This is a genomic window from Nostoc sp. JL33, from assembly GCF_017114985.1.
Classification (GTDB): domain Bacteria; phylum Cyanobacteriota; class Cyanobacteriia; order Cyanobacteriales; family Nostocaceae; genus Nostoc.
This window is the reverse complement of the sequence record NZ_JABXKP010000039.1, coordinates 37,368-59,355: the sequence shown is the minus strand read 5'-3', so window position 1 is coordinate 59,355 and position 21,988 is coordinate 37,368. Positions and strand designations below refer to the sequence as shown.

Here is a 21,988-nt window from a genome sequence, read left to right as displayed (position 1 = left end):
AAGCGCGAGGTCTGTGTATTCCAAACCTTTGCGCTTACTCATACGATGAACACATCCCAAATTCAAATCAACCTCAACAGAAGAGAAAATAAGCATGTTAAACGTAGAAAATAAAGTCATTGCGATCACTGGAGCCAGTAGCGGCATCGGTGAAGCCACGGCTAAGTTACTCGCCAAAAACGGTGCAAAGGTTGTTTTAGGGGCACGGCGCACCCAAAAGCTAGAAAAGATTGTTGAGGAGATCCGTAACCAGGGTAATACAGCAGAATTCAAAGCGGTGGATGTTGCCAATCGTGAGGATATGAAAGCGTTCATTCACTTCGCCAAAGATAAGTTTGGTCGTGTCGATGTCATCTTTAACAATGCAGGGGTGATGCCCCTATCGCTGATCAATGCCCTGAAAGTCGAGGAGTGGGACAACATGATTAATGTGAACATCCACGGCGTATTGAATGGTATTGCTGCGGGTTTGCCGATCATGGAAGCGCAAGGCGGTGGACAGTTTATCAATACCGCGTCTATCGCCGCGCATACGGTAGGCCCTACCAGCGCAGTCTATTCCGCGACAAAATATGCTGTTTGGGCCATATCCGATGGATTACGTCAAGAATCGAAAAATATTCGCGTGACAATAATATCCCCTGGCGTGGTTGAGACTGAACTCGGCTGTGATATCACGGAGGAGTCATCAAAAGGCTTCTTGAAAGAACTCCGCAAAACTGCCCTGACTCCGGAAGCGATCGCTAGAGCGGTTTTGTTTGCCGTTTCCCAGCCGGATGATGTCGATGTCAATGAAGTGATTATCCGCCCGACGGCAAGCGCATTCTAACGCTGGAGAATATCCATAATAAATAGACAGATCGCACATTGAAGGGGAAGTGGGCATTGGGCAATTCAATGCAAGGATTTTGGATAGCGCAGCGTTAGCGACGTAGGAGCGTCTTTTGGATTAAATTTCAATTCTTTAATCCAAAATCTAAAATTCTTACTCCCCACTCTCTCTTTTGGTAAGAGCGATCGCTGCAATTATCCCAGCCCAGAGTAGCAGTTGGGAAAATACTTATATTATCAATTGCAGTTTGTTAATTTATATACGCTAATTTTTCTACTATAAAGTATATATTAAAACAGAAAAAATACTGACTTTTGGCAGCTTTAGCATTATCTAGGCTTTAACCATTCTCAAAAAATTTTTTACTAAAAACAATTGTTCAGTAAAAATACGTATGCACATTTAAGTCTTCTCACTAACTATATGAATAGTAGGATTAGCCCATGCAGGAGAAGACTGTGACGCTCTTAAACCAAGCTCAAGTAGAGCAGCTAAAGGAAATAACCACACACTTGCGACAAGTAAGGCAAGAAAAATCTATATCCATAGAAAAAATAGCTGCTCAAACGCTCATCAGAGCAGGTGTTTTGCAAGCTTTAGAAGAAGAACGATTTGAAGAATTGCCTGAGCCTATTTTTGTTCAAGGATTCCTCCGTCGCTATGGAGATGCTTTAGGACTGGATGGAAATGCTTTATCACATGCTCTGATAAGCAATGTTGTCCACCAAGACTCCAATAATGATCATCAGAATTCAGACAATAAAGCAAATACATACATACCTCTAGTTGTTGCCTACATTCTATTATTAGTAGCTGCATCTGCTGGTCTTTTATATACACTTAATCCACCACAAATTACATCTGAAACCCTGACTCCAAAAGTAAATAGTCAACAGTCAATGGTCACTAATCAGTGAACAGTAATCAGGGAGTGGGGAGTGGGGAGTGGGGAGTGGGGAAGGTAGGGCCCCCTCTGGGGATAAGGGGTAATGGGGAATGGGGGGAGCAGGGGGAGCAGGGGAAGAAGAACTATTGATTATTGACCAATGCCCCATGCCCAATCCCCAATGCCCATTTTCAAGATATTTGCGGTTTACGCAGATGCCAAGTAGTGGATTGCTCATAAGCGTAAGCTACCTGAAACAGTTGGTCTTCTCGCAGCACATTGCCAATTAGTTGTAATCCTATCGGTAGCCCCTGATCATCAAAACCACATGGCAAACTTAAACTAGGTAAACCAGCAAGATTCACAGGAATAGTCATCAAGTCAGTTAAATACATACTCAAGGGGTCAGTAGTTTTTTCCCCTGCTTTAAATGCTGTAGTGGGAGATGTCGGACAAACTAAAACATCAACCACGCCAAAAGCCTTTTGAAAGTCTTGTTTAATCAGGGTGCGAACTTTTTGCGCTTTCAGGTAGTAAGCGTCATAATAGCCAGCCGAAAGTGCGTAAGTGCCAATCATAATCCGGCGTTTGACTTCTGTTCCAAAACCAGTGGCACGGGTACGAGTGTACATTGATAGCAGATTATCCGCATCAGGAGCGCGATAACCATATTTAACGCCATCGTAACGAGCCAGGTTTGCTGACGCTTCTGATGGGGCGATAATGTAGTAGGTGGGTAAGCCATAGCGAAATCGGGGACAAGAAACTATATGAATTTCTGCTCCCAAACTTTGTAGTATATCTACTGCTTTGGTAACAGCTTGTTCCACTTCAGAGTCCAACCCTTCACCAAAAGTTTCTTTAATGATCCCAATTCTTAGCTGACCTCTGGGTTTGAAATCAGGTTTTAAGCTGGCGGCGTAGTTGGGAATGGGAACTTTCAGGCTGGTAGAGTCTTTGGGATCGTGACCTGCGATCGCACCTAATAATATTGCAGCATCTTCTACTGTCTTTCCAAATGGCCCAATTTGATCCAAAGACGAAGCGTAAGCCACCAAACCATAACGGGAAACCAAGCCATAAGTTGGTTTCATTCCCACCACACCGCAAAAAGATGCAGGTTGGCGAATCGAACCGCCAGTATCAGAACCGAGAGCAACCACACATTCTTGCGCCGATACCGCCGCCGCAGAACCCCCCGAAGAACCACCTGGAACTCGTGACAAATCCCAAGGATTAGCCGTGACTTGGTAGGCAGAGTTTTCTGTAGAACTACCCATCGCAAACTCATCTAAGTTGGTTTTGCCTACCATTACCGCCCCAACATCTGCCAGTTTTTGCGTCGCCGTTGATTCATAAGGCGGCAGAAAATTTTCCAAAATCCGGGAGGCGCAGGTGGTAGGAATTCCCTTGGTACACAAATTGTCCTTGATCCCCACCGGAATCCCTGCTAGCAGCCCAATTTCTTCTCCCGCAGCAATTTTGGCATCCACAGCACCCGCCTGCTCTAATGCCCGTTCTGCCGTCACACATAAAAAGCTGTGCAATTTCGGCTCTAAGGCTTGAATGCGCTCTAAAGCTTCTTGGGTAATTTCAACGGCGGAACGTTCTTTTTTTACTAGCTGTTGGTGCAACTCGCGGATGGATGCCATGATTGCTCTCTTTGTGACTCACTCAAGTCCTTGATTTTAGTACATATTGACCGAAATTGGGTATGGGGCATTGGGCATTGGTTATTTCCCCCTGCCTCCCCACCCCCGAACATTGTAAAAATATAACTAATACCTCTAAAGAAGTAAGTAATTGTGGTGATGGAAAAATTGCCAAGCTTAAACAAAATAATATGAGGGATTTAACTTCATTCTTAAATAGAAGGACTACAATCAAAACGGACAAATGTTTCATGCTCCAACAAAAGAGGATTACAAAGCTGTGTCCGACTTAAATCGAGGAATTATGAAATTTGAGGGTGCAGATTCCCCAAAAGTAGTCACTATCTCTACCGTGTTGCTTCTGGGATCGATCGCTGCTCTCATAATCTGGGCGCTGCAAGCTGCCTATGCGCTAAACTAAAACCATTCGTAGCCTAAAAGGACACTGGTAAAAACGGTTTCCGTCGTAGCCAAGTGTCCATTTAGCAACTAGTAAATAAAAACGCCCTAATAACCATCAAAAATTTCAGAAAAACTTTAGATTTTAGATTTGAGGTTTTAGATGGAAAATTTAAATCTAAAATCCAAAATCCAGAATGTTTGAACCTTGGGGTGCCTTAGTTATTTTAATTGTCTGCCCCCTCTTGGGCGGATTACCCCTGATTGCATGGATTACTTACGCGCTTACGCGCAAGCAATTATCGCAAGTTGGTACAAGAAACATCAGTGTATCAGCTGCCTTTTATCACGGCGGTAGGTTTGTAGGAATTCTGGCAGTCTTGTCAGAAGGTTTTAAAGGAGTTGCAGCAGTTTTACTCACCCGCCTTTTCTTCCCAGATGGATCGTCTTGGGAATTGATTGCGCTGATCGCTCTGGTAATAGGTAGATACTGGATAGGCAGAGGGGCAGGTACGACAAATGTCGTTTGGGGATTTGTCGTACATGATCCACTGGTGGCAATCTTTGTATCTTTTTTTGCAGGTATTGCGTTTACAATTCTGCAATCAAGACAGGTAGTCAAATTTGGGGTTTTGCTTCTTTTTCCTCTGTTTGTCGCACTTTTGCACATTAGCGATATTCCCAGAATGGTTGCTGCTGTTGCCTTAGCTGCTTTAATGGGCTGGATTTATACAAAAATTCCTGATGATATGAACCTGCCAGCCCAAGAGGCACAAACAGAATCGCAAGCGATGCTGGAATTTTTACGCGGCGATGTCTACGACGGGCTACGCCAACGCGCAATGGTTTCTCTAGATGAAGAGTTAGATGCTGCGATTGTCGGAGAAAAAGCGGCTACATTATCTCAAATTAAGCGCTGGGGCTATCCAGTCCCGAAAGGGTGGGTACTCGCCCCAATCGATGATCCGCAACTGTTGACATTTCTCCAGCCATCAGAATTATCCCCCTTGGTGGTGCGTTCTTCTGCGATTGGAGAAGATTCAGAACAGGCTTCTGCTGCTGGGCAGTATGAAACAGTTTTAAATGTTACTAACCCAGAGGCATTGCAGTCAGCGATCGCTCAAGTTCAAGCTTCCTACAATCATCCATCTGCCGTGCAATATCGGCGCGATCGCGGCTTAAATGACTCAGCAATGGCTGTGTTGATTCAACAACAAGTCCAGAGTGTCTATTCTGGCGTCGCTTTCAGCCGCGATCCCATTACCCAGCAAGGTGATGCAATCATCATTGAAGCCCTTCCAGGCAACGCGACACAAGTCGTTTCCGGAAAAGTCACACCAGAACAATATCGCGCTTTTGTCCTGGAAACAGAAAATTCTTCCTCTGTGCAATTAGAGGGTGAAGGACGAGTACCACAAGCATTAATCAAACAAGTTGCATACTTAGCTTACCGACTCGAAAAACGTTATCATGGTACACCTCAAGATATCGAGTGGAGTTATGACGGACAAACACTCTGGGTATTGCAATCTCGACCGATCACCACTCTGTTGCCCATGTGGACACGCAAAATCGCCGCGGAAGTGATTCCCGGAGTAATCCACCCCTTAACATGGTCGATTAATCGTCCATTAACTTGTGGAGTTTGGGGAGAACTTTTTACCTTAGTTTTAGGCGATCGCGCTTCGGGGTTAGATTTCACCGAAACAGCAACTCTGCACTATTCAAGAGCCTACTTTAATGCATCCCTCTTAGGAGATATTTTTCTCCGCATGGGACTGCCGTCGTCAAGTCTGGAATTTTTAACCAGAGGAGCTAAATTAAGTAAGCCATCTTGGAAGTCAACTTGGGAAAATTTGCCAGGACTAGGGAAGTTGCTGAGGCGGGAATTAAGTTTAGAAAAAGACTTCAAGCGGGATTATCATAAACGATTCATTCCTGGGTTGTCGCAGTTGGTGCAGTCAGATATAGATAACTTGGAACCATCCAAGCTGTTGGCAAGAATTGACTTTATTTTAGAGTTGGTGCGTCATGGGACGTATTACAGCATTTTAGCTCCCTTGAGCGCTGCCCTCCGCCAGGGGATTTTTCGGGTGAAGGATGGACAAATTGATAACAGCGTTACTCCAGAGGTAGCGGCATTGCGATCGCTGAGTGCTTTAGCTACAGATGCCAAGCAGGTATTGCTTTCTTTTGAGCCACAGCAGGTATTTGAGCAATTAAAGCAAACCCCCGAAGGAGAGAAGATCCTACAAGGATTTGAGGAATTGCTTCAGGATTACGGCTATTTAAGTGAAGTGGGAACTGATATTTCCGTTCCCACTTGGCGGGAGAATCCCCAGATGATTAAGCAGATGTTTGTGCAGTTAATGCAGGGTAACGAACCACAATCAGGCGCTAAAGACGCGATTAATAGCATCTTTGCTGGTAAGCCCAAACGCTCTTTTGTGCAACGGCGTGTGGATATCAAAGGGCGAGTTACCGAAGTTTATTCACGCCTTTTAGCCCAATTGCGTTGGAGTTTTCTAGCTTTAGAGAAAATTTGGTTAAAGTCCGGCTTACTCAAGAAAACAGGAGATATCTTTTTTCTCAACTTTGATGAAGTGCGGCGGCTAGTTGGGGGTGGAGATTCCAAGTTAATTGAGCAGTTGGATAAGTTAGTGCAATTGAGGCGATCGCAATTCCTGCAAGATAGCCAGATCATTCAAGTACCCCTTTTAGTCTACGGCAATACACCCCCTCACCCCTTAGCTCCCTCTGCGGTCTACTCTGACCAAATCTTACAAGGTATTGGAGCCAGTCACGGGCAAGCTGAAGGTAGGGTGAAGGTGTTGCGAAATTTACAAGATGTGCCAGAGATTGACCGAGATACAATCCTGGTAGTGCCTTACACAGATTCCGGCTGGGCACCATTGTTATTAAGGGCTGGGGGATTAATTGCCGAAGTTGGGGGACGACTTTCTCACGGTGCGATCGTTGCTCGTGAGTATGGAATTCCGGCTGTAATGGATGTTCGGGGTGCTACATGGCTACTGCAAGATGGTCAACGAGTACGGATTGATGGGTCTAGGGGTATTGTGGAATTATCTAACGATTTAAGACCGGAATGATTACCACTTCTGGTGAAAAACTTGCCAGAAGAGTCTGTTTCTCACAATCCCGAAATCAAGAAAAAGCTGATGCTATGCTTCGGCGATTTACCTCACCTAACTAACTTTTCTCAAGCACGTTTTGCTCCCGGGCAAATCGCACCAGCACACGCGCATCAAGATATGTCTGAAGTATTCTTTGTGGAAGCTGGTTCAGGAGTAATTCAAATTGATGTTGACATACTCCCTGCTTCCGGGAAACTGCGTGGCAATAGAACCGGGAGAAGTGCATAAAGTTGTCAATAGTGGCTCAACTGAGCTTGTTTTAACGTACTTTGGTTTGCGAGTCGAAAAATCGAATCGAGCTAATCATCAGTTAGGAGCATTAACTAGCAACTTATACCAATTCTCTATGAAGATGCACAGAATAAAATCCTTGAAACTCCATGCTTGACAAGGAACTTATTCTATGCAGCCTCACATAGATTTGGTATTAGGTTAGTTTTAGGGACTTCCAAGAAATAAATTACTACTACTTGTGGGGTGGGCCGAAAAGCCTGCCCAGTAACCAAGGGCGGGCTTTTCGGCCCACCCCACAATAAATAATTGGATATTTTTTTATTAGGAAGCCCCTTATTTTGAATAAAACACGCAGTGAGGGCATAACACAATACGCTTGGGGTTAAGCGGAATTACTCCTGTGTTTATAAAAACCTTTTGCTTAACTCAGAAGCTCGTGCCTGTTCATCTAATTGCTGGTAAGTTAGACTACCTGTTTCTATTTCTCCATTAAGCAGAAATTTGTAAGCTATCTGTTCAAATTGAGCCTAGTTTACCGCCGCAGGCATCCCTATATTGCGTAATACCGTAACCAGGGTTATATAACGCAAGTGTGTTTCTGATAACGTCAAGGCAGAAGTTGCTACAGACTGCGCGAAACACCTAAACGTCAAGGCAGAAGTTGCTACAGACTGCGCGAAACACCCAAACGTCAAGGCAGAAGTTGCTACAGACTGCGCGAAACACCCAAACGTTAAGGCAGAAGTTGCTACAGACTGCGCGAAACACCCAAACGTCAAGGCAGAAGTTATTACAGACTGCGCGAAACACCCAAACGTCAAAGTAGAAGTTGCTATTTATGCCTATTATTCGGTATAGCGACGCGGCGTATAAACCCAGATACTACCATCGCGGCGTTTGATGGTTCGGGTTTTTGTAGAACCGACGAGAATAATTGTCCGCATATCGGCCGTTGCTGGTGCTAACTCATCAAGTGCGATCGCTTTCACCGTCTGTCCTGGTCTGCCGAGATTCCGTGCCAATACTACTGGTGTATCCGGTGTTCGATGTTGCAGCAAAATATTTCTCGCTTCTGCTAGTTGCCAAGTCCGCTCTTTGGAAACAGGATTGTAGAAAGCAATGACGAAATCAGCCTCAGCAGCAGCAGTAATTCGTTGTGCGATCGCAGACCAAGGTTTCAAAATATCCGAAAGGGAAATAACGCAGAAGTCATGTCCAAGGGGGGCACCAATCGCTGCTGCTGCTGCCTGCATAGCTGAGATGCCTGGTGCCACATGAATGTCGATACTCTCCCATTCGGGTTTGGCATAGCGATCGCATACTTCAAAAACTGCTGTTGCCATTGCATAGATACCGGGATCACCTGATGAAACTACAGCTACATATCGCCCAGATGCTGCCAAATCAAGAGCCATTTTTGCCCGTGATTCTTCTTCGCGGTTGTCGGACTCATGCCGTTGCTTGCCATCAGCCAGAGAACCGACTAAATCTAAATAAGTTTTATAACCCACTAGGTCAGTTGCCGACTTGAGTATCTCTTTCACTTCGGGAGACATCCACTGCGAACCACCAGGGCCCGTGCCAATAATCGCTAACCGTCCCCGTGGCTGACCGATGGTGTTGGGGTCTATTGGTTGAGAGGCAATAGCGATCGCAACGTGGGGGGATAAAGAAGATAAAACAGATGTACCTGTGGCGGCGATCGCTGCGGCTTGGGCGGGGCTATAACCTTGCGATAACAGAGTTTCTAGCTGATTTGGGGTAAAAAAGCGGGCAGGCACTCCCAAGGCGCTAGCTACGGCGTGGATTGCGGGATCGGCTGCGGCGGTGATGGGTGCAAATATTCCGGCGACTGATGCTTTTTCTAGTTTGGCAGCAGCTACTAGCTGCTGTACTAAAGCTACTGGATCATCAATGATCTCACTAATTGCGATCGCGATCGTTGCTGGGTGGTAGACAAGGCAGTTGGCTGTAGGAGTCACCAAATGTTCGGTAACTTGGATGGTCAAATCTCCCTTTGGATCTATGGGTAGTTTACTATTGCTCAACCAAGGTGCTATGCCTTCTAGTTTGACTTGTGCCCCGGCTAGCAAATCTGAGATAAATTTCTTCGCATCGTCTGGGTTTGCTAAATGGTATCCAGGGGGAGGAAACAACAGCGTTGTGCCCAAACGTAAATCGCCTGTGGTCGTAATTGCCGGTTTGACATCAAGCACTTCGGCAATGCGGCGAGCCAAATCGTTTACCCCAGCAAGTCCGCCTAAGAGGGGGACAACAGCACTACCATCCTCAGCCACAGCTAGCAATGGTGGTTCCTGTCGTTTATCTGAGAGTATGGGAGCTAGCGTCCTAATTAAAATACCGGCGGCACAAATGCCAATCAACGGCGTTCCCTGGACAAATAACTCGCGCAACGTCTCGCCAAAATTAGTAAAGCTGACATCAACTCCAGATGTGCGACCCGCTAGACCGTATAGTGTCGCCCCTGGTAGGACTGTGATTATTTTGCGTGCTACTGTGACGCTATTTTGACCTAGAACTACAATGGCGGGTGCAACGTTGATCATCATAAGTAGATATCTTGCAAAATCTGATATCCTTCAAATGAAACCACAGATTTAGACACACAGCGACTTCCTGTTTACGAGCTTGGGGAATTCAGAGTGCGATGTCTACGACCGGCAACTCTTCTCTACGAGAGGCTGCGCCAAGGAGAGGCTACGCCAACGCCTACGCGCGTGCTGTCTTTGTAGTAGCTTTCTAAAACCTATTTTGGGTTTATCCCATATTAGGTTTTAGAATTTAATTGAGTTTAGCAATATGTACTAACTCTCATCGAGATCGAATAAACCATTGCCAGAAAAAAGGCAATTTAAAGTGCCTAAATCGGTTTTCAGCGAAGAGTACAATCGGTTTTGTCAGCTACTTATCGAAGCCCGCAGAACTGCCAAGCTCACTCAAGCAGAGTTGTCAGCAAAGCTAGAGCTTCCGCAATCCTACGTATCAAAGTATGAACGTGGAGAGCGTCGTCTTGACGTGATTGAATTTTTACAAGTTGCCCAAGTCCTTGAAATAGATCCGCTTGCTTTTATCGAAGAACTGTTGAAATACCAAAAGGAGACGTAATAATCATTATTCAATATGTTGACTTTAACGCAGCAGATACAATCATTAACACCCAATACCAGAACGAATGGCAGGAGATTAGTACTACTCTCACTAGAATGCCTTTACACATCAAGGCTTCAGATCAAGCTGGAATTCAGGGTAATGCAATATTCGATCCAGTAGGTACAAACGAATACATTAAAGCTGCCTTTATTCATAATGGTTGGCAATCAAATATACCTTTCCAGTACCTTACAGATTTTTGGGTACAGAGGTTGATTTTGCCAAAGCTGGCATTATCATTGAAATTCAATTTTCTAATTATCCCTTCCTACTCAATAACACCTTACGCTCAGAATTGTTCTTCAAAGCTAAAACTGAATTTGTTCGATACCCGACTAATCTAGTAATTCTGGTGACAAAGGCTCTGATGTTTCCTGCTTCCAATAGCACTCTTTATTACGAGCAAGCGGTTAATCAGTTAACAGCTTTGATTAAATACCAAGTTTTTGATGTACCAATCAGACTGGTTGGATTATTTGAACAACAAAATACAATAGTGCCGATCATCTGGACTGAGTATTTATCTAAAAGATATTCTAGAACTGTGAATACTAGAGTTAGTCGCCAATGCCAAATCATTGCTGGACGTTCAGCCCGCAGTCGTTGTCTATTTATGATCAAAATTTTGAAGTGATGCAGAGGCGATATCTGACGACAAGGCTTTGTGCGTCTATGCACTTGGGGAATTCAGAGTGCGATATCTACGACCGGCAACTCTTCTCTACGAGAGGCTGCGCCAAGGAGAGGCTACGTCAACGCCTACGCGCTAATTACTTTAACTGGTTAAAATCTTCCTCTGTAATACCCAACTGCTTGAGAATTTTATAAACTAACTAACTACCAATTTCAGCGTTGCCATGAATGGGAATTAGACATAGGCGTGAAATTAAATATGCGTTACCCAGAACCCTTGTAGAGACGTAGCACTGCTACGTCTCTACATTCGTTTTCTTTTTCAAAACCGAGTTTACGCGCCACCCGTTCTAATTCACTGGCTTTAGCTGGCATTTGCAATTACCAGTTCAACGTCTTTGGGTAGAAAACGTCCTTGTTCTTCGTATTCTTCCTGAATCATTTTAAAAACATAAACAAGTTCAGCACGGGCCTCATCTGGCGTTTGTCCCCAAGCATGGCAACCGGAAATCGCTGGTACATAGGCGACAAACGTACCATTATTATCGAGACGGATAACAGTGGTGTAGTCTTGTAAAGACTTCATGGGGATAGCCACGAGTTTGAGTTACACCTTTAATTTACTGCGATCGCCTCTTTAAAAAATGCTCCGGCGTAGCTCGTCGTAGACATCGATCGCTTGTTGTTTCAATTAGCTTTACGCTCTTTAAGGACTTGATCTAGCAAGTTTCTAGCAGATTGTGCTTTAGCCAACGCTATTTGATGGTCATTATAAGCACGAACAAGGCGAGCAAGACTGCTCACACCTGCCTTTAGTTGCTCAAGTTCTTCACCAGCAACCAGTTCACCATCAAGCATCCGCCCGATCAACGGTTTGATATCGCCCACTTCCTGACGGACTTTTTGGAGCTTTTCTAGGGTACTCAATAAGGTTTTGAGTGAGTTCAAGATGTCGTCAATATCCTGGACATCCTCCACTGGTTCGGGCAAATCTTCAATTGTCACTATATCTTTGTCTGAAATTGTAGACAATTCCTGTGCAGGCGAATCTTCAATTGTCACTGTATTTTTGTCTGAAATTGTAGGCAATTCCTGTGCAGACGTTTCATTTTTAACCCCACTTGACCGTGCCATCAACGCTTCCTCAAGGAATTTCCCTTAGTGTATCGCTTACTCTTGGCAAAATTGCTTATGTCAAAACATAAAAGCAGAGAATTTCTGTTACTTTATTATTTTTAACAGTAAAAATTAAACCATCTCTGGCATCTCCCTACTGCCCTATATTCAGCAATTTCGCCATAGCCAACCGTTGCAGTTTCCCGGTAGCACCACGAGGTAGTTGATCTAAAATGTGAATTTGCTTGGGAACTTTGAAGTCTGCCAGCATGGTTGAACAGTGGGCTAAAAGTTCTTTTTCGTCAGCTTCTCCCTTGAGGACAACAGCAGCGTGGATATCTTCTCCTAAAGATTTGTGGGGGACGGCAAAGGCTAAGGCTTCGGCGACGGCGGGATGGCGCAGCAAAACATCATCCACTTCTAAAGGAGAAATTTTTTCCCCACCCCGGTTAATCAATTCTTTAATCCGTCCAGTCAAGCGGAGGTAAGCGTCTGCATCCAGCGTTCCCTGATCCCCTGTGCGGAACCAACCGTTTACAAAAGCTGTGGCGTTAGCTTGGGGGTTGTTTTCGTAGCCATCTATGACATTAGGTGCTTTTACCACCACTTCGCCCAAGCTTCCTTGAGATAATAGGTTGCCTTCGGAGTCCATAATCCCGACTTCTACACCGAAGCCATAACCGACAGTACCCGGTTTCCGCACTTTTGGCGGTAGGGGATTGGTGGTCATTAAGTGAGATGCTTCAGTCATGCTGTAAGATTCCACAACGGGAGCATTAAGAGTTGCCTCTAGTTGTTCAATAATAATTGGGGGCAAGGGAGCGCTACTAGAGCGAATGAAACGAAAGCGGTTAGCTTTGACAATCTCTGTGTTGCGGCTAGCGCGTGCCAAAATTGTCTGGTGCATGGTTGGCGCTGCGGAGTACCAAGTGGGTTTGTAGGTATCTACCAGTTTCCAAAACTCCAGGGCATTAAAACCATTAGGACAAATTAATCTGCCGCCCGATCCGAGAGTTGCCAGCAAACACCCTACCAATCCGTGAATGTGGAACAGGGGCATTAGGCAAAGTGTAGTGTCAGCTGCTGTGAGTGAGTAAGCACCAATGATGTTGTTGGCTGAGGCGATTAAGTTGCGATGACGAATTGGCACACGTTTGGGACGGCTGGTGGTGCCGCTAGTGTGGAGAATCATCGCCAGATCATCGGCGTTGGGGGCTGCGGGATTCGAGGATTCTGCTTGTGAGCCTGTTTTGACTAATTCAAAGTTCAATGTGCCGTCAGTGTTTACCTTGGCATTAATCAGCATCATGTCGGATGTGACGGCGGCGATCGCTGCTTCTGTCCCCTCAGACAACGTAATCAGTGCTTTTGCTTGGGTATCTTCGTAGTAAAAGGCAAATTCTTCTTGCTTGTATTTGGGATTTAAGGGTGCAGCAGTGCCACACAGGGCGGCAGCCAAAAAGGTAATCGCCATTGGTGAACCGTTAGTCATGGCAATGGCAATGCGTTCTGGCCGTTTCAATCCAAAGCTGTTGAGTTGGGATACCAGCCCAACAACATTCTCGCGCAATTGCTTATAAGTTAGCGATCGCCCCCCAGGCGTAACTAGGGCTGGATGATTGTCTTCCCCTACTAAAAGCTCAAATAAGTTCATTAAAAACCTCCAGATTAGTACAATTGGGCATTGATTATTAATCCTTCCCCCTCATCTCCCACTCCCGATTCCCCACTCCCTCATTCCCCATTATTTGCTTTCTTTTGTAAGTAAGTTTACGCCAAAAAACAAGAGCTAAAATTAAGTCAATAGTGTGTTTGTCGCTACTAGATAATCAGAACAATTTATTTGAGCAACTAAACCCCATCGATAAAATATGGATCGTCGGAATTTTCTAAAGTATGTCACTTTAGCAGGATCTAGCTTTGCCTTAACTAGTTGTGTTCAAGGCAAAAATTCCAAATTGCAGGGTGAGGTGCCTCCCTCAGCGTCGCCTGTGGCGGTAAATGAACCTCTGAAGGTGGGATTTGTTTATCTGGGCCCTGTGGGTGATTTTGGCTGGACTTATGCCCATGATTTAGGCCGCAGAGACATGGAAGCCAATCTTCAAGATAAGGTAAAAACTACCTTTGTCGAAAATGTCAACGAAGGTGCTGACGCCCAAGGGGTGATTCGCCAACTAGCATTAGATGGTAACAAGTTGATTTTTACAACTTCCTTCGGATACATGAACCCAACAATTAAAGTTGCTAAGGACTTTGGTGATGTTGTCTTTGAACACTGTACAGGATACAAACGTGCTGCCAATGTCGGCACTTATTTGGGACGTTTTGAAGAACCGCGTTACTTAACCGGCATGATTGCTGGCAAGATGACAAAATCAAATGTAGTTGGTTTTATTGGCGCATACCCAATACCAGAAGTAATTCGGGGAATCAGTGCATTCACTCAAGGAGTAAGACTAACAAATCCCCAAGCAAAAGTTAAGGTACTTTGGGTACAAAGTTGGTACGATCCAGCTAAAGAAAGAGAAGCAGCTCAAGCTTTGGTGAATTTAAATGCGGATATACTAACACAACATACCGGCTCTGGTGCCATTGTCCAACTGGCTGAGGAAAAAGGCATTTATGCTTTTGGCTACAACACTGATATGAGTAAGTTTGGTCAAAAAGCCCACTTGACATCAGCTATTAACAAATGGGGCAAATTCTATACAGATAAAGCCTTGGCTGTAATGAGTAATACTTGGAAGTCTCAAGAGGTTTGGGATGGCATTGCTGAAGGAATGGTGGATATTTCCCCGATGAATCAGGCGATTCCGGCTGATGTGCAACAACTGGTGAATGCGAAGCGCGATGAGTTTATTCAGGGTACTGCACATCCTTTTGATGGCCCGCTAAAAGACCAAAAAGGGGTGGTGCGAGTGCTAAAGGGTAAGGTGTTAGATGATCAGGGACAACTAGCGATGGATTGGTATGTTGAGGGAATTGAAGGGTCAATTCCCAAGGTTAAATTATAGTAAGCAATATTTAAAAAAAATTAATTAACAGAATTACAGCCAGCTTTCTGCCTGTTAAAGTAGGAAATAGGGTTATATCCGTCAAGCTGGTAATCAGACGATAAATTTGTGGCTCTCTATCAGTATCTATACTCGATTCAAGGACTCACACGTTTATTTTCATACTATTTTTTTTGTTTGAGTTACATTCCTACTCGATAGATTCCTTCAGAAAATTGGCGCAGGCACAATCGAAGAAAGTTCGGAGTTTGTCGGCTCATTGGAAGCGCAACAAAAAGTCATGCTACAGCCCCAAACTCAGGGACGAATCAATTTTGGTGTCAAGTGGTCAGCGAGTGCAGCAAGGTACACCGATCGCATCCTTGAGTTTAGATCAGACTCAAGCTAATGTCGCCAGTTCGATCGCAGATGCAAATTCCGCACAAGCAGCATTAGCAACTGCCCAAGCCCAGCAACAACAAGCCGAAGCCCAACGCGCCAAAGCAGCTGCAAATGTTCAGCTGCAACGGACACAATTCAATCGTACACAACAGTTAGTTAGCCAAGGAGCCATAGCCAGAGAACAGTCAGACATTGCCCGAAATAATTTACAAACTGCGATCGCAGACTTGCAAGCAGCCGAAAAACAAGTCGCAGCAGCTAGGGCAGCCGTCCGGCAAGGACAGGCAAATATCCGCCAAGCCCAAGCAAATCAAAAACCGACGCTCAAAGGCGGCGTTTTTACACAGTTTATTGCCAGTACACCACAGTTTCAAATTGACTTCGATCGCACTCGTTTAGAAGCACTTAACATCGATTTTCAACAAGCCGTCAGCACTCTTTCAGCTGCAATTGGTTCGCAGTATGTCAACGATTTTACCTTGGGACAGCGTACCTACCGCGTATATGTTCAGTCAGACGCTAACTATCGGCGATCGCCTGATGATATCCGACGGCTTTATGTGCGATCGGCAAATAACCAAATGGTGTCATTGAGTGAGGTTGCCAAAATTACACCCACTACCGATCCATCTGTGATCTCCCATTACAACGGCTTCCTTTTATCTCCCTCATCCCGCTCATCCCCCATCTCCCCCACTGTGCCTTATATTACAAGAGGTAAAGATTAAGTTGCAATTTTAGGAGCCACTGAGACAATATAGGTATCTCCTAAGAATTTAGCAAAATAATAAGCTTTGGAGCAAAGCAAATGAATGCTAAACTGATCGCTTTCTCTGGCTTTGTGACAGCATTTGTGGGTGCAGGAATTGGTTTTATTGCTGCTAATTTACTTCCTTGTCCCTACACGAGTCAAATGTATCAACATTTAGAGCAAAAATACGCCATTGTGGGTGCATTTGCTGGTTTACTGATTGGTTCTAGTCAGGAAATGATTCGAGAACTCAAGGAAGAGCGGGATGCGGAAGAAGACTTGCTGCGGGATTTGAGCAAAGCTATTCACTCAAGTATAGATAAAGAAAATTACTGATCTGTTAGTGCAAGATTTCAAAAAACTTGCCTACAGAACAACACGCTACTGGCCCGAAGAAGTAGAGACGTAGCATTGCTACGTCTCTACAAGGGTTCTAGATAACGCATATTTAATTTCACGCCTATGTCTAAGGAGGCGGGAGTCAACTTCAGCCAAAATACCAGAGAAAATCTCGTTTCCACCTATAATCATCTGGAAATGGTGGCTGCATCGTCTCTGCCGCGAGTAAGGGAGGCAGCAGCCCACTAATGGGCATTCCCAGTCTCAGACTGGGAACGAGGAATCTCTTAAAGGTTTGTCTAGTCAGGCTTCTAGTTTATTTGGTGTTCTCTGTATTAACCACCCGCGACAGCAGGGACAATACTTACTTCATCACCATCTTTAAGAGTTGTGTTTATACCATCTAAATGGCGGATATCTTCACTATCGACGTAAAAATTTACAAACCGACGTAGCTTACCTTCTTCATCGCACAACCGGGATTTAATACCAGGAAAGCTTTGTTCTAAGGAGTCCAACAATTCAGCAATGGTGCTACCGTTGGATTCTAGAGTAGCTTGATTATTAGTAAAACTTTGAAGAGTCGTAGGAACTAAAACTGTTACAGCCATAGAAGTACAAAGTGAAGAGTGAAGAGTGAGGAATAAAATTAAGAGTAAAGAGTTATGAATAAAAAAAACTCATAACTCCTAACTCCTAACTAAACGAGGACTTGTTGCCATTCCAAGCGATCCAAAGTACGCGATCGCTCTAGAGCACGTTCAAAACTATCGAGTTTGGCATCAATAGTCAAGGGTTCGCCAACATAGCCTTGGATTGCTTCTTGGGTTTTTAGACCATTGCCAGTGATGTAAATCACGGTGGTTTCATCTGGATCAATTTTGCCAGCTTCTACCAGTTTTTTCAGCACGGCAACGGTTGTACCACCAGCCGTTTCTGTGAAGATACCTTCGGTTTCTGCCAGCAGCTTGATGCCATCAATAATTTCTGCATCATTGACTGATTCAATGTTACCACCAGTCTTCTGGGCTAACTCCACAGCATAAATGCCATCTGCTGGATTGCCGATCGCCAACGATTTCGCAATTGTATTCGGTTTGACTGGCTTAATAAAGTCGCGTCCTTCTTTAAAGGCTTGGGCGATGGGTGAACAACCTTCAGCTTGAGCGCCACTGAAACGAACTTTCTTGCTTTCTACCAAACCAACTTCGACAAACTCTTGGAAACCTTTATAAATTTTTGTAAATAGCGAACCCGAAGCCAAAGGAGCAACAACATGATCAGGTAGTTCCCAGCCTAGTTGTTCAGCAACTTCAAAGCCTAGCGTCTTGGAACCTTCAGAGTAATAAGGACGCAGATTAATATTGACAAAACCCCAGCCGTATGTATTAGCAACTTCGGAACAGAGACGATTTACTTGATCGTAGTTGCCTTTGACGGCCATCAGGGTGGGACTATAAATCAGGCTACCGATAATTTTACCGGCTTCTAAATCTGCGGGGATGAACACACAGCAGTCTAAACCGGCGTGAGCTGCGATCGCAGCTGTAGAATTTGCCAAGTTACCAGTACTAGCGCAAGAAACAGTAGTGAAACCCAACTCTCGCGCCCTAGAGAGGGCAACTGACACTACCCGATCCTTGAAGCTAAGGGTGGGCATATTAACCGCATCATTTTTTATATAAAGCTTATTTAGACCCAGGCGACGGGCAAGACGGTGGGAACGAACCAAGGGAGTCATACCAGTTCCCACATCTATAACATTGTCAGTTGCAACAGGCAAAAAGGGACGGTAGCGCCAAATTGAATTGGGGCCAGCTTGAATTGTTTCACGAGTGACAGTTAGACGCAGGGCGCTGTAGTCATACTTAACTTCTAACGGCCCAAAGCATAACTCACAAACATTAGTGGCTTTGAGTTCATATTCCGCACCACATTCCTTACATTTCAAGGCTTGAAAGTAGGCAGTGCTGGCTTTGGTTTGGGTTGTGATTGCCTGAGTCATAAACTAGCTTTCCCTGTTTCTCTGTCGCTGTTGCCTGAATAGTAACACGAGCAAAAATACCAGTCAAACATACCCGACAAAAATTGTCGGGTATGTTTAGTACTAAAAAAAATGATTATTGTAAAATTTTAATATCAGTAATTCTTGTATTTAGTATTTACACGTACATATTATTAAAGTATAAAATAAGGCAATAATTTAATTTGTCAGTATTAAAACTGAGGAATAATCTGATTAAATAGCATTCTATCGATGATGAGTTTGCATTTATTTAAATCACTATCCTATTTTAAGTGATCTAGATCATTTAGTTAAGGTTCCATTTTTTTATCTAAATGACTCCACGGGTTAATATGCATATATGATACCAAGGACTCAAAAGCACTTTCCGATATAAGTTGTAGTTTTTTGAGCGTCTGATTAACCCACTAAAATTGCTATGTGTGTTGCCAATATAAAGTTAATTTTTCAGCTTTGATGCACTTATTCTTCGCTAAAAAAGTTAGTTATTTATACTGAAGAATTCTTGTGCTATAAAAGCTACATTAATTTTTACAAGCCAATTTAGCAGATAGTAATAAATTACACATATTTGCCATTGCCAGCTTTGAGTCTCAAGGGTAAGCGTAAAACAAGTAGACAAATTATTTCTGATTATTGCCTCAATCTAATTTTTAAGGAGTGAATTTAGCTCCTTAAATATATATTCCCGAAACGTTGAAGTTTTAGGCAGCTACAGTCGGTAATTCTTTAAAGAATTGCCGAACTTTATCCTGTCTCCAAATCCAAGATACAAGTCCAGCAAATAAACAAACTACTCCTATGGTAAATCGAAAGAAATCTGTCAGCAAGAAGCGTAAGCCTTACCAAGCTTTAGTAGCAACAGCATTGTTAACTGGTAGCTTTTTCCAATTTGTCGCACCTGTATTAGCTGAGGGAACTACTGCGGGTACAGCTATCAGTAACACAGCGACAGCGACCTACGAAGATCCCAACGCGCCAGGGAGTCCCATCAATTCCACATCTAACACTGTCACCGTGACTGTAGCAGAGGTCGCTGGTATTACTGTTACAGGTTCTGGGGTTACAGGTACTGCTAACGTTGGTCAGACACTAATTTACAGTTACACCGTAACCAACGTCGGTAACGAAGTCACCAAATTCCAGATTCCTAACTTAGCGACAACAACAGGCCCAGCCACAGTTTCGGGTACATTACCTGGTAGTACTACATCTGGTAATTTGCAATACAGTACTAATGGCGGTGCAACCTGGACAGATATTCCTGCTGGTGGACTAACTACAGCCGCGATCCCAGTTAATGGTACTGTGTTGGTGCGTGTACCAGTTACCGTCCAAGCTGGCGCTCAAACAGGCGATATTATCACTGCCAGACTAGGACAAACTCCTGGTGATGCTCAAAACCAACTGCGGATTGCTGATGGTGGTGACGTTTTCACTGTAGATAGCGACCCAGCACAAGCGCCAGTCAATGGTGTGAGAGAAGCCAGTGCTACCCAGCAGATTGCAGTAGGAAGTACTGCTAATAGTAGGGCCTTAGCAACTATCCTCAAAACTAGGACAGCCTATTCTAATGCTGGCACTTCTAGTGACCTAAGTGATGACCTGCTAACTTATGGTTTGAGCTTGCGAGTTGAGAGTAATGACGTAACCAATAGTGGTATTACCCCCGCAGCTTTAGCTGGTACAAATATCAATGTTGATGGTGTAACAACCCCCCTTCACATCTTAGTTTCTGATGCGATTCCAGCAAATACAGTGCTTAATAGCACTCCAATTGCCCCATCGGGTTGGAAAGTAGTTTACAGCATCACTCCTACTACTACAAATGCTGACGCGGCTGTGTGGACAACTGCCGCCCCAGGAACCTTGAGTACAGTTACACGCATCGGTTTCATTAACGATCCTAACGTTGTCACTTCAGTTAGTACTGGAACAACTGTTAGCGGTTTTAGCATCCAAGTTAAGGCCACTGGTGCAACTACTGCCTCACCAACCATTTACAACATCGCTCAAGTGGCCGGTACAACTGCTGGAGACACGACCGCGACCAACAAAATCTATGACAACTCAGGAGACCAAAACCCAGATAACTATAACTCCGTTAATCAAACCTTTCCTACTACACCAGACAGCGGCTTTGTTCCTAATAGCCCGGCGCCTGCTGCAAATCAAATTGACGCACAGAATAATAACACTGGTGCTAATAGTCCTACTGGGGATATAAACGCAACTACCCTCACAGCCCCTGCTGCTAGCTCTCTCTTGAATGGGCCAAATGGAGTGCCTGATGCCGTTGGGCCAACCGACAACAATGATGACTTCACTAATAAATCAGCACTAATTCCACCCAATACTGCTCCTGGCTCAAAAGTTGATCCGGCTGCGGTATCCTTTACTAACACAGTTGAGAATACTGGTATAGCTGTTGCCAATATTTCTCTCTTACCTACAGCACCAGCAGCAGCAACTGATTTGCCAAACGGTACAGTGGTGACGATATCCTATCAAAGTTTATCAGCCGCTTACACGTACAATAACGCAACAGGCTTTACGTTCCTAAGTGCTACGGGTTCAGCCGGGGGCAGCCCAATTAGTGCCACTAATCCACTGCGAATTGATGCAGTTCCAGCGAATGGTGGTAAAGCTAACTATGGTGTAAGCGTTGACTTACCTGCTAATACGCCACTATCAACTGATACTACTGCTCAAGGTGCAACTGTTACAACTATTATAGAACGCGGCTTCCCCACACCGGTTATCGCTTTTATTGACTCAACTACTAATCCTGGTTCACCTACTGGAAAACCCCAAAACACCAGCATTGACCGTGTATACACTGGCTTCTTGCAATTGCTGAAACAGTCACGAGTTTTACAAGGAAGTGGGCCAGCACTAGCAAATAGTGCTGATGGCACATTTAGTGTTACACCCAAAAAACCCGCCCCAGGCAACATTATTGAGTATCAGATTACCTACAAAAATATTTCTACTTCTCAAGTAGGAACCGGGAATGTAATTCTGAATGCTAACAAGATTGTGATTACTGAAGATGGTACGCAAACCCCGAACAACTGGGCGCTAGACAACGACAATAACACTCAAATTGATACTAGCAACATTGTTGGTTCAGCTAAAGATTCTGGGGCTTCAACTATCCAGTTCTTCACTGGTGCTCCAGCTACTAACTCTGGCGTCGATCAAACTGGAACCACGGTAAACAGTGATGTCACAAAGTATGTAAATACTACTACTGGACAGATTGCACCTGGTGTTCTAAGAACATTTACCTTCCAACGCAAGGTTAACTAGATAGCTTGATTGTCACCCCTCTTTGTTTGCAAAGAGGGGTCTGATAGCACATCTGTGTTTGTAGTTAGCGCTTTAGTCCTAAATCGC

Annotated in this window: 18 protein-coding genes and 2 pseudogenes; 13 read left to right on the top strand and 7 right to left on the bottom strand. The window is 44.4% G+C overall.

Annotated features, from left to right (window positions below; all coding sequences use genetic code 11):
- The first annotated feature begins 94 nt into the window (after positions 1–94).
- Positions 95–829 carry an SDR family oxidoreductase gene (locus tag HWQ23_RS10205; RefSeq protein ID WP_292827274.1) on the top strand — a complete coding sequence of 245 codons (735 nt, stop codon included), beginning with the start codon at positions 95–97 and terminating at the stop codon, positions 827–829.
- A 446-nt stretch (positions 830–1,275) separates the two neighbouring features.
- Entirely contained in the window at positions 1,276–1,749 is a 474-nt protein-coding gene (locus tag HWQ23_RS10200) for a helix-turn-helix domain-containing protein (RefSeq protein WP_292827271.1), read from the top strand.
- 160 nt (positions 1,750–1,909) lie between these two features.
- Here HWQ23_RS10200 and gatA read toward each other — a convergent pair whose 3' ends face one another.
- Positions 1,910–3,370, bottom strand: a complete 1,461-nt coding sequence (gene gatA / locus HWQ23_RS10195) for an Asp-tRNA(Asn)/Glu-tRNA(Gln) amidotransferase subunit GatA (protein WP_292827268.1) — start codon at positions 3,368–3,370, stop codon at positions 1,910–1,912.
- Between the two features lie 244 nt (positions 3,371–3,614).
- On the opposite strand from gatA, the gene HWQ23_RS10190 reads away from it, so the two are divergent.
- The 3 genes and pseudogenes from HWQ23_RS10190 to HWQ23_RS10180 all read left to right on the top strand — a co-directional run bounded on the left by HWQ23_RS10190 (position 3,615) and on the right by HWQ23_RS10180 (position 7,312).
- Entirely contained in the window at positions 3,615–3,791 is a 177-nt protein-coding gene (locus HWQ23_RS10190; protein WP_292827636.1) for a hypothetical protein, read from the top strand.
- 175 nt (positions 3,792–3,966) lie between these two features.
- Positions 3,967–6,879, top strand: coding sequence for a glycerol-3-phosphate acyltransferase (locus HWQ23_RS10185; RefSeq protein WP_292827266.1), 2,913 nt, complete (start codon positions 3,967–3,969; stop codon positions 6,877–6,879).
- A gap of 9 nt (positions 6,880–6,888) precedes the next feature.
- A pseudogene (locus HWQ23_RS10180) lies at positions 6,889–7,312 on the top strand (cupin domain-containing protein).
- Between the two features lie 691 nt (positions 7,313–8,003).
- Here the strand turns inward: HWQ23_RS10180 and cobJ are convergent.
- Positions 8,004–9,725: a precorrin-3B C(17)-methyltransferase gene (gene cobJ, locus HWQ23_RS10175; protein WP_375466479.1), complete on the bottom strand. Its 1,722-nt coding sequence runs from the start codon at positions 9,723–9,725 to the stop codon at positions 8,004–8,006.
- A gap of 310 nt (positions 9,726–10,035) precedes the next feature.
- Here cobJ and HWQ23_RS10170 point away from each other — a divergent pair, with 310 nt between their 5' ends.
- From HWQ23_RS10170 to HWQ23_RS10165, 3 genes and pseudogenes are all read left to right on the top strand, one after another.
- The gene (locus tag HWQ23_RS10170) at positions 10,036–10,284 is read left to right on the top strand and encodes a helix-turn-helix domain-containing protein (protein ID WP_292827261.1); all 249 of its coding nucleotides are present in this window, start codon (positions 10,036–10,038) and stop codon (positions 10,282–10,284) included.
- Positions 10,266–10,457: pseudogene (locus tag HWQ23_RS33645) on the top strand (hypothetical protein); the annotation flags it as partial. The gene HWQ23_RS10170 and the pseudogene HWQ23_RS33645, both read left to right, overlap by 19 nt.
- A gap of 32 nt (positions 10,458–10,489) precedes the next feature.
- A complete protein-coding gene (locus HWQ23_RS10165) occupies positions 10,490–10,963 on the top strand; it encodes a BglII/BstYI family type II restriction endonuclease (protein ID WP_292827258.1) in 474 nt (157 codons plus the stop codon).
- 363 nt (positions 10,964–11,326) lie between these two features.
- Here the strand turns inward: HWQ23_RS10165 and HWQ23_RS10160 are convergent, their stop codons facing one another.
- From HWQ23_RS10160 to HWQ23_RS10150, 3 genes are all read right to left on the bottom strand, one after another.
- Positions 11,327–11,548: a type II toxin-antitoxin system HicB family antitoxin gene (locus HWQ23_RS10160; protein WP_292827255.1), complete on the bottom strand. Its 222-nt coding sequence runs from the start codon at positions 11,546–11,548 to the stop codon at positions 11,327–11,329.
- Positions 11,549–11,649: 101 nt separating this feature from the next.
- A complete protein-coding gene (locus HWQ23_RS10155) occupies positions 11,650–12,096 on the bottom strand; it encodes a hypothetical protein (RefSeq protein ID WP_292827251.1) in 447 nt (148 codons plus the stop codon).
- A 136-nt stretch (positions 12,097–12,232) separates the two neighbouring features.
- On the bottom strand, positions 12,233–13,732 hold the full coding sequence (locus HWQ23_RS10150) for an acyl--CoA ligase (protein ID WP_292827248.1): 1,500 nt from the start codon (positions 13,730–13,732) through the stop codon (positions 12,233–12,235).
- Between the two features lie 217 nt (positions 13,733–13,949).
- On the opposite strand from HWQ23_RS10150, the gene HWQ23_RS10145 reads away from it, so the two are divergent.
- From HWQ23_RS10145 to HWQ23_RS10130, 4 genes are all read left to right on the top strand, one after another.
- Positions 13,950–15,092: a BMP family ABC transporter substrate-binding protein gene (locus tag HWQ23_RS10145; RefSeq protein WP_292827245.1), complete on the top strand. Its 1,143-nt coding sequence runs from the start codon at positions 13,950–13,952 to the stop codon at positions 15,090–15,092.
- Positions 15,093–15,409: 317 nt separating this feature from the next.
- Entirely contained in the window at positions 15,410–16,201 is a 792-nt protein-coding gene (locus HWQ23_RS10140) for an efflux RND transporter permease subunit (RefSeq protein WP_292827618.1), read from the top strand.
- A gap of 80 nt (positions 16,202–16,281) precedes the next feature.
- Entirely contained in the window at positions 16,282–16,560 is a 279-nt protein-coding gene (locus HWQ23_RS10135; RefSeq protein ID WP_292827242.1) for a hypothetical protein, read from the top strand.
- 126 nt (positions 16,561–16,686) lie between these two features.
- Positions 16,687–16,812 (top strand): hypothetical protein, encoded by a 126-nt coding sequence (locus tag HWQ23_RS10130; RefSeq protein ID WP_292827239.1) that lies wholly within the window; start codon positions 16,687–16,689, stop codon positions 16,810–16,812.
- Between the two features lie 86 nt (positions 16,813–16,898).
- Here HWQ23_RS10130 and HWQ23_RS10125 read toward each other — a convergent pair whose 3' ends face one another.
- On the bottom strand, positions 16,899–17,174 hold the full coding sequence (locus HWQ23_RS10125) for a ubiquitin-like small modifier protein 1 (protein WP_292827236.1): 276 nt from the start codon (positions 17,172–17,174) through the stop codon (positions 16,899–16,901).
- A gap of 89 nt (positions 17,175–17,263) precedes the next feature.
- Positions 17,264–18,568 carry a threonine synthase gene (thrC, locus tag HWQ23_RS10120; RefSeq protein ID WP_292827233.1) on the bottom strand — a complete coding sequence of 435 codons (1,305 nt, stop codon included), beginning with the start codon at positions 18,566–18,568 and terminating at the stop codon, positions 17,264–17,266.
- Between the two features lie 822 nt (positions 18,569–19,390).
- On the opposite strand from thrC, the gene HWQ23_RS10115 reads away from it, so the two are divergent.
- Complete coding sequence (locus tag HWQ23_RS10115; RefSeq protein WP_292827230.1) at positions 19,391–21,901, top strand: beta strand repeat-containing protein; 2,511 nt, start codon at positions 19,391–19,393, stop codon at positions 21,899–21,901.
- The last annotated feature ends 87 nt before the right edge of the window (positions 21,902–21,988 follow it).